11 protein-coding genes are annotated in these 10,876 nt (G+C 57.1%); 8 read left to right on the forward strand and 3 right to left on the reverse strand.

The genetic code is table 11. The features are described from left to right. The 3 genes from LC354_RS10715 to LC354_RS10725 are packed head-to-tail and all read left to right on the forward strand — an operon-like array spanning position 1 to position 3,775. The gene (locus LC354_RS10715; RefSeq protein ID WP_223423653.1) at positions 1–1,092 is read left to right on the forward strand and encodes a microcin C ABC transporter permease YejB; all 1,092 of its coding nucleotides are present in this window, start codon (positions 1–3) and stop codon (positions 1,090–1,092) included. Beyond that, positions 1,092–2,198 (forward strand): ABC transporter permease, encoded by a 1,107-nt coding sequence (locus LC354_RS10720; RefSeq protein WP_223423655.1) that lies wholly within the window; start codon positions 1,092–1,094, stop codon positions 2,196–2,198. Before LC354_RS10715 ends, LC354_RS10720 begins: the two co-directional genes overlap by 1 nt. Further along, positions 2,195–3,775, forward strand: coding sequence for an ABC transporter ATP-binding protein (locus LC354_RS10725; protein ID WP_223423657.1), 1,581 nt, complete (start codon positions 2,195–2,197; stop codon positions 3,773–3,775). Before LC354_RS10720 ends, LC354_RS10725 begins: the two co-directional genes overlap by 4 nt. A 94-nt stretch (positions 3,776–3,869) precedes the next feature. Here the strand turns inward: LC354_RS10725 and hemN are convergent, their stop codons facing one another. Then, positions 3,870–5,213: an oxygen-independent coproporphyrinogen III oxidase gene (gene hemN, locus LC354_RS10730; RefSeq protein ID WP_223423659.1), complete on the reverse strand. Its 1,344-nt coding sequence runs from the start codon at positions 5,211–5,213 to the stop codon at positions 3,870–3,872. Between the two features lie 70 nt (positions 5,214–5,283). Here hemN and fnrL point away from each other — a divergent pair, with 70 nt between their 5' ends. Then, positions 5,284–6,021, forward strand: a complete 738-nt coding sequence (gene fnrL / locus LC354_RS10735; protein ID WP_317849307.1) for a transcriptional regulator FnrL — start codon at positions 5,284–5,286, stop codon at positions 6,019–6,021. A gap of 91 nt (positions 6,022–6,112) precedes the next feature. Here the strand turns inward: fnrL and LC354_RS10740 are convergent, their stop codons facing one another. Further along, positions 6,113–6,952, reverse strand: coding sequence for a universal stress protein (locus LC354_RS10740; protein ID WP_223423662.1), 840 nt, complete (start codon positions 6,950–6,952; stop codon positions 6,113–6,115). 206 nt (positions 6,953–7,158) lie between these two features. Here LC354_RS10740 and ccoN point away from each other — a divergent pair, with 206 nt between their 5' ends. From ccoN to ccoP, 4 genes are read left to right on the forward strand one after another with little or no spacing between them, the layout of a single operon-like run. Beyond that, on the forward strand, positions 7,159–8,763 hold the full coding sequence (gene ccoN / locus LC354_RS10745) for a cytochrome-c oxidase, cbb3-type subunit I (protein ID WP_223423664.1): 1,605 nt from the start codon (positions 7,159–7,161) through the stop codon (positions 8,761–8,763). Between the two features lie 11 nt (positions 8,764–8,774). After that, complete coding sequence (gene ccoO, locus LC354_RS10750; protein ID WP_223423665.1) at positions 8,775–9,500, forward strand: cytochrome-c oxidase, cbb3-type subunit II; 726 nt, start codon at positions 8,775–8,777, stop codon at positions 9,498–9,500. 14 nt (positions 9,501–9,514) lie between these two features. Further along, a complete protein-coding gene (locus LC354_RS10755; RefSeq protein WP_223423667.1) occupies positions 9,515–9,700 on the forward strand; it encodes a cbb3-type cytochrome c oxidase subunit 3 in 186 nt (61 codons plus the stop codon). Next, positions 9,697–10,554, forward strand: coding sequence for a cytochrome-c oxidase, cbb3-type subunit III (gene ccoP / locus LC354_RS10760; protein ID WP_223423669.1), 858 nt, complete (start codon positions 9,697–9,699; stop codon positions 10,552–10,554). Before LC354_RS10755 ends, ccoP begins: the two co-directional genes overlap by 4 nt. 135 nt (positions 10,555–10,689) lie before the next feature. Here ccoP and LC354_RS10765 read toward each other — a convergent pair. After that, positions 10,690–10,876 (reverse strand): hypothetical protein (locus LC354_RS10765; RefSeq protein ID WP_223423670.1); only part of this gene is annotated, 187 nt, incomplete at its 5' end.

The following is a 10,876-nucleotide window of genomic DNA, read 5'->3' on the forward strand; positions in this document are numbered from 1 at the left end:
ATGGGACCTTATATTCTGCGACGAATGCTCTTGGTCATTCCGACCTTGCTGGGCATCTTGTTGGTCAACTTCAGCCTCACCCAATTCGTACCGGGTGGCCCGGTCGAACAAGCCATTGCCCGTGCGCAAGGCGGCGGCGATGTGTTTAGTGGATTTGCCGGCGGCAACACCGATGGTGGTGCAGATGAGCTGAATACGGCGTCCGACAGCACCTATGTGGGCGCCCGCGGTTTGCCGCCGGAATTCATCGCAGAATTGGAAAAAGAGTTCGGTTTCGACAAGCCACCGGTTCAGCGTTTTCTGAACATGGTCTGGAATTACGTCCGATTTGACTTCGGAGAAAGTTATTTCAGGTCGATTTCGGTCATAGATCTGGTGCTTGAAAAGTTGCCGGTGTCGATCACGCTGGGGCTGTGGTCGACGATCATCGCCTATCTGGTATCGATCCCCCTAGGCATCCGAAAGGCGGTGAAGGACGGCACTCCCTTTGATACCTGGACCAGCGGGGCAATCATCGCCGCCTACGCCATCCCGGGATTTCTGTTTGCGATCTTGCTGCTCGTGCTGTTCGCCGGCGGCACCTATTGGCAGATTTTTCCGCTCCGGGGCCTGACATCGGACAATTTCGACGAGCTTTCCGCTTGGGGTAAAGTGGTTGATTACTTCTGGCACATTACCTTACCGGTCCTTGCGGGGACGATCGGGGCGTTTGCGACCCTGACATTGCTCACCAAGAACAGCTTTCTGGACGAGATCAAAAAGCTTTACGTCATGACGGCGCGGGCCAAGGGCCTGTCGGAACGTTCCGTTTTGTATGGCCACGTCTTCCGCAACGCGATGCTGATCGTGATTGCCGGGTTCCCGGCGGTCTTCATCGGGGTGTTTTTCGGCGGCTCCCTGATCATCGAAACGATATTCAGCCTTGATGGTCTGGGGCGCCTCGGGTTCGAGGCGGCAGTGGCGCGCGATTACCCGATCGTCTTTGGTACGCTCTATATCTTTGGCCTCATGGGCCTGCTGGTCGGTATCCTGTCGGACCTCATGTACGTTTTGGTCGATCCGCGCATCGACTTCGAGCGAAGGGAAGGCTGATGGCGCTCTCTCCTCTCAATCAACGGCGCTGGCGCAATTTCTGCAAGAACCGCCGGGCATATTGGTCTCTGTGGATCTTTGGCATTCTGTTTGGCCTGAGCCTGTTTGCCGAATTCCTTGCCTATGACAAACCAATCCTGATCCGTTTTCAGAACGAGTTTTTCACGCCGATCTGGAACTTTTATCCCGAGACGGCTTTTGGCGGAGACTTCCAGACCGAGGCGTCTTATCGCGATATCGAGGTCAAGTGCCTGATCGTTTCCGGTGGCCTTGACGCCTGTTTTGACGACCCCGAAGGTGTGATCGAAGACGCGCAGGACGGTTTCGTCAATGGCGAACCCATTACCAAAGGCTGGGCGATCTGGCCGCCGATCCCATACAGCTTCGACACCGCGGTCGACCGGCCCGGCGCGGCCCCGCTCGCGCCGAACCGTGATAACCTGTTGGGCACGGATGGAACCAAGCGGGACGTGTTGGCGCGGGTGATCCACGGGTTCCGACTGTCGGTGCTGTTTACGCTGATCGTGACAGGGGCATCCGCCGTGATCGGGATTATGGCGGGTGCAGTGCAGGGTTATTTTGGCGGTCGGACCGACCTGATCTTTCAACGCGCCATCGAGATCTGGTCGTCAACGCCAAGCCTTTACGTGATCATCATCATGTTCGCCATTCTGGGGCGAAGTTTCTGGCTATTGGTCTTCTTGCTGGTCCTGTTTGGCTGGACTGGCCTTGTGGGCGTTGTGCGCGCTGAATTCCTGCGCGCGCGCAATCTTGAATATGTGCGGGCAGCGCGCGCCTTGGGTGTCAGCAACCTGACGATCATGTTCCGTCACATGTTGCCGAATGCGATGGTTGCGACACTGACGATGCTGCCCTTCATCATTACGGGTACGATTTCGTCGCTTGCCGTCCTGGATTTCCTCGGCTTTGGCTTGCCGTCCTCTGCGCCGTCGCTTGGCGAATTGACCTTGCAGGCCAAGCAGAACCTGCAAGCGCCATGGCTGGCCTTCACGGCCTTCACCGTTTTTGCCCTGATGCTGAGCTTGTTGATCTTCATTTTTGAAGGTGTGCGCGATGCCTTTGATCCACGAAAGACGTTTTCATGACAGCACTCCTTGAGGTGAAAGACCTGCGGGTGGGTTTCCGGCAGGATGGCCACCTGACTGAGGCGGTCAGAGGCGTTTCGTTTTCCGTTGGACGCGGTGAAACTGTGGCGTTGGTGGGCGAATCCGGGTCGGGCAAATCGGTGTCGGCCTTGTCGACAGTTTCTTTGCTGGGGGACAGCGCCGAGGTGTCCGGCTCCGTGACCTATGATGGTCAACAGATGATCGGGGCGGATGAACGGCTGTTGCGCAAGGTGCGTGGCAACGACATCTCGTTCATCTTTCAGGAGCCGATGACCTCGCTCAACCCGCTGCACACCATTGAAAAGCAATTGGGCGAAAGCCTTGCCTTGCATCAGGGGATCATGGGGGCAGAGGCCCGTGGCCGCATTCTGGAATTGCTGGATAAGGTGGGTATTCGCGATGCCGAGTCCCGCCTGAACGCCTATCCGCATCAGCTTTCGGGTGGGCAGCGTCAGCGCGTCATGATCGCGATGGCCCTGGCCAACAAGCCGGACGTCCTGATTGCGGACGAGCCGACGACAGCGCTGGACGTCACCATTCAGGCTCAGATCCTTGATCTGTTGGCCGAGCTGAAAGACACCGAAGGCATGGGTTTGCTGTTTATCACCCATGATCTGGGCATTGTCCGGCGCATCGCTGACAAGGTCTGTGTGATGCAGAATGGTCTGATCGTGGAGGCCGGTCGCACAGGTGAAATTTTTGACAATCCACAGCACCCTTATACGCAAAAACTTCTGGCTGCCGAGCCTTCAGGCCAGCCTGATCCGGTGCCCGAAGAGGCGGAGGTTGTGGCAGAGGCAGAACATCTGAAGGTGTGGTTCCCGATTACGGCAGGCTTGCTGCGTAGGACTGTGGGTCATGTCAAAGCGGTCAATGACGCGAATTTTCAGGTCCGAAAGGGTGAAACCGTCGGGATCGTCGGCGAAAGCGGATCGGGCAAGACCACGCTGGCGCTTGCGATAATGCGGTTGATTCCGTCGGAGGGGCGCATTGTCTATATGGGACAGGACATCCGCGGATGGTCCGTGCGGGAATTGCGCCGGTTGCGCAAGGACATGCAGATCGTGTTTCAGGACCCGTTCGGGTCGCTCAGCCCGCGCATGACCTGCATGCAGATCATTGCCGAAGGTCTGGGGGTGCACGGGATCGAAGACGGTCGGCCTTTGCGGGAGGTGGTCGCAGAAGTCATGACCGAGACCGGCTTGGACCCTGCCACGATGGACCGATACCCGCATGAGTTTTCAGGGGGTCAGCGCCAAAGGATAGCCATCGCGCGGGCAATGGTTTTGCGCCCCAAGCTTGTGGTTCTGGACGAGCCGACATCGGCTTTGGACATGACCGTGCAGGTTCAGATCGTGGACTTGCTGCGCGGGCTGCAACGCAAATATGGACTGGCGTTTTTGTTCATCAGTCACGATCTAAAGGTTGTGCGCGCGATGAGCCACAAAGTGCTGGTGATGAAACAGGGAGACATTGTGGAGCAGGGCACCGCAGACGACCTGTTTGAGCGCCCCGAGACCGATTACACGCGGCTATTGTTGCAAGCGACGCATTAATCGCCGGTGATTAGTGTTTTCCGCAGCCGGATGGACGCTGTACGGCGCTCTTTGGCCGCTGGCGCGGCAAAGACGCCCCGCCCACCGTCCCATTTCAGATCGCTGACGCGTGTCTGCCCTCTTGCACTGTATAAGTGTCAAAGTGACGGGCAACCAGGCGCGTCAGGGCATGCGCGTCCAAAGGGATGGCCAGTTTATCATTCTGAAGAACAATTGCGCCGTCGAAGGCCTGTTCGGCAGATTGCATCCAATCACGGACCTTTTCTGCATCTGGACCGAATTCACCTGCAGTGACTTCGAAATCGCACATGATCCGTTCGATGATCCGCGCGCGCAGAAGGTCGTCTCCGCTGAAGGCATGGCCGCGGCTTGTCGCGAAAGTCCCGCTTCGAATGGCGGCAACATAGCGCGATGTCGCCGGGTTGTTTTGCGCATATCCTTGGGGAAAGCGGGAGATCGACGAGGCTCCAAGCCCAATCAGGGTGTCACTTTGGTCATCCGTGTAGCCCTGGAAATTGCGACGGAGTTTTCCGGCGGCTTGCGCTTTGGCAAGGCTGTCACTGGGCACGGCGAAATGGTCTATTCCAATCTGGAGATATCCGTCCCAGTCAAAGAGTTTACGTGCAATTTCAAAAAGGTTCAGACGCTCGGCGGGAGTCGGTAGCGCTTGTGATGGAATCAGCGATTGCCGCCGCGCCATCCATGGGACGTGTGCGTAACCGTAAAGCGCCACGCGGTCGGGATTGAGGGACAACAGCTTGGTGACGCTGTCGGTGATTCGTTCGGGCGTTTGATGGGGCAGGCCAAACAGAATGTCTGCGTTCAGGCTGTGTATCCCTGCAGTTCGCAGTTTCTCGACAGCTTCGGCCGTTGTCTCAAAGCTTTGATCGCGCCCGATGACCGATTGGATATGGGGGTCGAAATCCTGCACGCCAATCGACGCGCGCGTCATGCCCGCAGCCACCAGCGCATCGACGCGCGCTGTGTCGATTTCATTGGGGTCGATTTCGACGGAAAATTCGGCACCGGGTGCGAAGGGGAGCACCTTTGCGATTCGCTGTGCCAATATTTCGATCATCTCGGGCGTGAGCAATGTGGGCGTGCCGCCTCCCCAGTGCAGACGATTTAGCGTGACGCCTTCTGGAAGTGTTTCGGCCAGTAGGTCGATTTCCGCATAAAGCGTTTCGAGATAGGCCGCCACGGGGGCCGCCGTGGCGGTGCCTTGCGTGCGGCACGCGCAAAACCAGCACAATCGCCTGCAGAAGGGAATATGGATATAGAGCGAGATATGCCCGCCGACGGGTACAGCCTGAACCCATTCGCGCATCTGGCCTGATCCGACCCGGTCAGAAAAGTGCGGCGCAGTCGGATAGCTGGTGTAGCGTGGCACTTTCGCGTCAAATAGTCCGAGACGTTCGAATTTGGTTTTTGTTTTCATGCATTGAACGCTAGGTTGGGCAAAATGAGTGCGCTTTGACGCAGATCAACTTTTGAGATCTAAAATGTCTATGATGACCCCCGACCTGGCCAAACAGAATTGTGCGGATTGCCCGATCCGCCACCGCGCTGTGTGCGCGCGCTGTGAGCCGAGTGAATTGAAGCTGCTTGAGGATATCAAGTATTATCGCACCTACGAACCGGGCCAGACAGTTGCATGGGCCGGAGATAAGATGGATTTTGTCGCCTCTGTGGTTTCGGGGGCTGCGACGTTGACGCAAACCATGGAAGACGGCCGCAGACAGATGGTTGGATTGTTGCTGCCCTCTGATTTTGTCGGGCGTCCAGGCCGCAGCAGTATCAGTTATGATGTGGTCGCGGTTTCGAAACTGGTGATGTGCTGTTTTCGCAAGCCACCGTTTGAGCAGTTGATCCAGACAACGCCACATATCGCCGAGCGCCTGTTGGAGATGACGTTGGATGAGTTGGATGCGGCGCGTGAATGGATGCTCGTTCTGGGACGCAAGACGGCACGGGAAAAGATTGCATCCTTGCTGTCCATCATTGCACGTCGTGATGTGCCGAGTGCTGCGGATGGGTCACGGTCTCTGACGTTCGACCTGCCGCTGACCCGTGAGGCGATGGCGGATTATCTGGGTTTGACGCTGGAGACGGTCAGCCGTCAGGTGTCTGCCTTGAAGCGCGATGGCGTTGTCGTACTGGAGGGTAAGCGCCGGGTGCACGTGCCGGATCTGGACCTGTTGATGGAAGAGGCGGGCGATGACAGCGACGGCGGAACTCTGATCTAGGCGACAGAAGGGCCGCTGAGACGGCGCGCTTTGCCTGCTGGCACAGCAAAGACGCCCCGCCCACCGTCCCCGGCGATCAGGGCTTCCAGATCTAGTGCGCCATGAACAATGGCACCGGGCAGTTTTCCAGCATGTCCCGCGTGGCGCCTCCAAACATCGCTTCTGACCAGCGTGCCCGGCCATAGGCCCCCATGACAAGCATATCAATATCACGATCGGTCAGATGACGGATCAGAATGTCGCTGATATGCGGCATGCTGCGAGTCAGAACATCTATCTCACAGCGGACCCCATGTCGGGCCAGATACTGGGCCACGAGGCCGCCGGGATCGGACCGATCCTGCCCGTGTTGCGGTGGGTCGATGACCGACACAAAGGTGGTCGCCCCCGCAACAAGCATGGGAATGGCGCTGCGTACCGCGTGCAACGATTCGTCGCTTTCGTTCCAGCCGATGGCCGTCCGTTGTGGTTGTACCCAGTCCGACATTCCATCCGGAATGATCAGCACGGGAACCTGTGCGTCGAACATGACAGATTCGGCGATCGCGGGTTCTTCGTAATTGGCATTTGGACCGTAGGGCTTGGGCAAGACGACAAGGTCGGAAAACCTGGCGTGCCGTCGGATAACCCCTGCCATCATCCCAAGCGAACTGACGATCTTGGTCACCCCTGCGCGCAGGCCAGTGTTTTTCAGCCGCGCATTAACGCCTTCTTCGAGGTCTTCAGCTTCGGTTTGCGCTCCCTTCAGCCCAACCTCAAGCATTGATGCGCTCATCTCGGCATAGGCGAAGCCCTGCACGGATCTGTCTATTCCGATGGCCAAAACCTCCAGATGCGCATCATGGGCGGAGGCCAGCGCGATGGCTGTATCCAATCCGCGCAATGCGCCGTCGCCATGTGTCACTACCGTCAGAATGGAAGAATATGTCATGTTTGACTCCGCGATGATTTTTGCAGTGCAATCAAAATACTGCCCATACGTGCGCCCTGCATTGATCAGCGTCAAACGATTGTCCGCTAAATCTTGACCCAGATCAAAGACCCCCCTCCTGAAACCACGTCAAAAGGGACAATCGAAACAAGAAAGTGCGCGCCAGGATTCTGGCCTTTGGCATTTTGATAAGAAGGGAACGCAATATGGCACAGACCATAAAGCTGATTGCGCTGGGTTTGATTACCCTGTGCGCGATGATCGCGGCGAATTATGCGCGCGACGTAGCTTACCAGGTTCATGCCATCCTGATCATGTTGATCGCGGGTGGTATGTTTTTGTGGCAAGTACGACAGACTGGTGAGGAAGCCGCTCCGCCAGCGCCACAAAATGAGTATATGGACGGGGTCGTAAGGGCAGGGGTTGTTGCCACCTGTTTTTGGGGCATAGCCGGTTTCCTGGTCGGTGTCATCATTGCGTTTCAGCTGGCATTTCCGGCGCTCAACTTTGATTGGGCCCAAGGATATGCCAACTTTGGTCGGCTGCGTCCCCTGCATACATCTGCGGTCATTTTTGCCTTTGGCGGCAATGCGTTGATTGCGACGTCCTTCTTTATCGTTCAGCGCACGTGCGCGGCCCGGCTTTGGGGTGGCAACCTGGCGTGGTTCGTTTTCTGGGGCTTCCAGCTGTTCATCGTGATGGCCGCAACGGGCTATCTGCTAGGTGGAACCCAGTCCAAAGAATACGCCGAGCCCGAATGGTATATCGATATCTGGCTGACGATCGTATGGGTCAGCTATCTGCTCGTATTTCTTGGTACGATCGTCAAGCGTCGCGAACCGCATATCTATGTGGCCAACTGGTTCTTGCTCAGCTTTATCGTGACGGTTGCGATGCTGCACCTGATCAACAACATCTCCATTCCGGTCAGCATCTATGGCTCCAAATCCGTGCAAGTCTTTAGCGGCGTGCAGGATGCGATGGTGCAGTGGTGGTACGGCCACAACGCGGTTGGCTTCTTCCTGACGGCCGGCTTCCTGGGGATGATGTACTATTTCATCCCCAAACAGGCCGAACGTCCCGTGTTCAGCTACAAGCTGTCGATCATCCACTTCTGGGCGCTGATCTTTCTTTATATCTGGGCGGGTCCGCACCACTTGCACTACACTGCACTACCGGATTGGGCAGGTACGCTGGGTATGGTGTTCTCGATCATCCTGTGGATGCCAAGCTGGGGTGGTATGATCAACGGTTTGATGACCTTGCAAGGGGCCTGGGACAAGCTGCGGACCGATCCGGTCATTCGGATGATGGTGACGTCGCTGGCCTTCTACGGCATGTCAACGTTCGAAGGGCCGATGATGTCCATCCGGGCGGTCAACAGCCTCAGCCACTATACCGACTGGACCATTGGTCACGTGCATTCCGGTGCGCTGGGTTGGAACGGGCTGATCACCTTTGGTGCGCTCTACTATCTGACTCCGGTCTTATGGAAACGCGAGCGTCTGTACAGCCTGAGCCTCGTCAGCTGGCACTTCTGGCTCGCGACCATCGGGATCGTCCTTTACGCCTCTTCGATGTGGGTGACCGGGATCATGGAAGGCCTGATGTGGCGTGAAGTCGATGCCTACGGGTTCCTCGTGAACAGCTTTGCCGACACCGTCAGCGCCAAGTTCCCAATGTACGTTGTCCGTGCTCTGGGCGGGGTTCTGTTCCTCTCTGGTGCCATCATCATGTGTTATAACCTTTGGATGACTGTCAGGGCAGCACCGGCTAAAGCGCCGCTGTCCACAGCCGTCCCTGCTGAATAAAGGAGGGACCAATGGGTATTCTCGACAAACACAAGATCCTTGAACGCAATGCGAGCCTGCTGCTGATCTTCAGCTTTCTGGTGGTGACGATCGGAGGGCTGGTACAGATTGTGCCGCTCTTCTACCTCGAAAACACCATCGAGGAAGTGGAAGGCATGCGGCCCTATTCTCCGCTCGAACTGGCAGGGCGCGATATCTATGTTCGCGAGGGGTGCTATGTGTGTCACAGCCAGATGATCCGGCCTCTGCGGGACGAGGTCGAGCGCTATGGCCACTATTCGCTGGCGGCGGAATCCATGTATGACCACCCGTTCCAGTGGGGATCCAAGCGGACCGGGCCAGATCTGGCCCGCGTTGGGGGGCGGTATTCGGATGACTGGCATCTGGTTCACCTGCGTAATCCGCAATCTGTCGTGCCAGAGTCCGTGATGCCAAAATATGGCTTCCTTGAGCGCAAGCAGATCACGGGTCGCTACATTCAGGACTTGTTGGAAACGCATCAGCTGGTCGGTGTGCCGTATACGGACGAGATGATCGAACTTGCGAGCGCTGACTTCCGCGCCCAAGCGGACCCCGACAGTGACTTTGACGGGCTGCTCGAAAGGTATCCCGGTGCTCAGGTGCGCAACTTTGATGGTGCTCCGGGTATTTCAGAGGCGGATGCGCTGATCGCTTATTTGCAAATGTTGGGCACTCTGGTCGACTTCTCGACCTTTGTCGCCGATGCAAGCCGTTAAAGGGAGAGCATAACATGGAAACGTATAGCTTGCTCCGCGAGTTCGCAGACAGTTGGATGTTGCTGGTAATGTTCTCGGTCTTCGTGGGTGTGGCCATCTGGGTCTTTCGCCCATGGGCCCGCGACATGTATCGCGACACTGCCGAAATCCCTTTTCGCCATGACGATGCCCCCATGGGTCCAGAGGAGGACCAGAAATGAGCAAAGACAAAAAGCCGAACGAACCCGATACCACCGGCCATGAATGGGATGGCATCGAAGAGTTGAACAACCCTTTGCCACGCTGGTGGCTCTGGTGCTTCTATCTCTGCATTATCTGGGGGATTGGATACACGATTGCTTATCCCGCATGGCCCATGATCAACAGGGCCACTGCCGGGGTGCTGGGGTATTCCACACGCGCCGAGGTTGCGGCCGATATTCTGGCCGTCGAAGAGGCCAACGCCCCGATCAACGCACGCCTCGTGAGTACTGAATTAACTGAAGTCCCGCTGGAACCTGAGTTGATGCAATTTGCCACTGACTCGGGTGGCGCCGTTTACCGGACGTGGTGCACGCAATGTCATGGCTCTGGTGCTGCCGGCGCCGTGGGTTATCCCAACTTGCTGGATGATGATTGGCTGTGGGGGGGCGACATCGACGCGATCTACCTCACCATCGCCCACGGTATCCGCAACGAGGAAGATCTTGATTCCCGGTACTCAGAGATGCCCGCCTATGGCGAAATCTTTGAAGAGGAAGAGATCGCTGCGGTCGTCCAATACGTCAAATCTCTGTCCGGTACGCCGGATGATGCAACCGTGCTGCCCGCCGGTCAGGAATTGTTCCTGGACAATTGCGCGGCGTGTCATGGTGATGACGGGTTGGGGAATTATGAACTGGGCGCGCCCAACCTTGCGGATGCGATCTGGCTTTATGGCGGCGATACCGAGACCCTCACAGAGACGGTCACCTATTCCCGCTATGGCGTCATGCCGCCGTGGCAGGGACGTCTTTCCGAGGCGCAAGTACGTGCCGTGGCCCTGTACGTGCACAGCCGCGGCGGTGGGCAATAGTCCCACATCGCAGGCGGCCGGGAGGAGAACCAGGCCGCCTGTGAACACTTCAGGTGCTTATATCATCCGTATAGCGGATCTTGACGTAGGCACCTGATAATCCGGCCACAAAAGCTGCGTGCACCTGACCCGTGCTCAGGTCAGTGTGTCCAAAACTGGCAGGCCTTTCTGCGCATGCATCCGCTTCGATGAAATAGTCAGGATTGCGTCCACGCACTGTGCCCGTGCATTTGCCTCCTTCGAACTAGGCAGCACACCCATTAATTCTTGTTTGATTGCATAGTTTTGTGATTCAGTTTCGTTCAAACAACGGGCGGGAGGA

Origin of the sequence: Tateyamaria pelophila (assembly GCF_019966495.1) — a bacterium.
Lineage (GTDB): Bacteria > Pseudomonadota > Alphaproteobacteria > Rhodobacterales > Rhodobacteraceae > Tateyamaria > Tateyamaria pelophila.

Coding starts and splice junctions, on each gene's coding strand:
- LC354_RS10715 (WP_223423653.1), top strand. CDS start 1: ATGGGACCTTATATTCTGCGACGAATGCTCTTGGTCATTCCGACCTTG.
- LC354_RS10720 (WP_223423655.1), top strand. CDS start 1,092: ATGGCGCTCTCTCCTCTCAATCAACGGCGCTGGCGCAATTTCTGCAAG.
- LC354_RS10725 (WP_223423657.1), top strand. CDS start 2,195: ATGACAGCACTCCTTGAGGTGAAAGACCTGCGGGTGGGTTTCCGGCAG.
- hemN (WP_223423659.1), bottom strand. CDS start 5,213: ATGAAAACAAAAACCAAATTCGAACGTCTCGGACTATTTGACGCGAAA.
- fnrL (WP_317849307.1), top strand. CDS start 5,284: ATGATGACCCCCGACCTGGCCAAACAGAATTGTGCGGATTGCCCGATC.
- LC354_RS10740 (WP_223423662.1), bottom strand. CDS start 6,952: ATGACATATTCTTCCATTCTGACGGTAGTGACACATGGCGACGGCGCA.
- ccoN (WP_223423664.1), top strand. CDS start 7,159: ATGGCACAGACCATAAAGCTGATTGCGCTGGGTTTGATTACCCTGTGC.
- ccoO (WP_223423665.1), top strand. CDS start 8,775: ATGGGTATTCTCGACAAACACAAGATCCTTGAACGCAATGCGAGCCTG.
- LC354_RS10755 (WP_223423667.1), top strand. CDS start 9,515: ATGGAAACGTATAGCTTGCTCCGCGAGTTCGCAGACAGTTGGATGTTG.
- ccoP (WP_223423669.1), top strand. CDS start 9,697: ATGAGCAAAGACAAAAAGCCGAACGAACCCGATACCACCGGCCATGAA.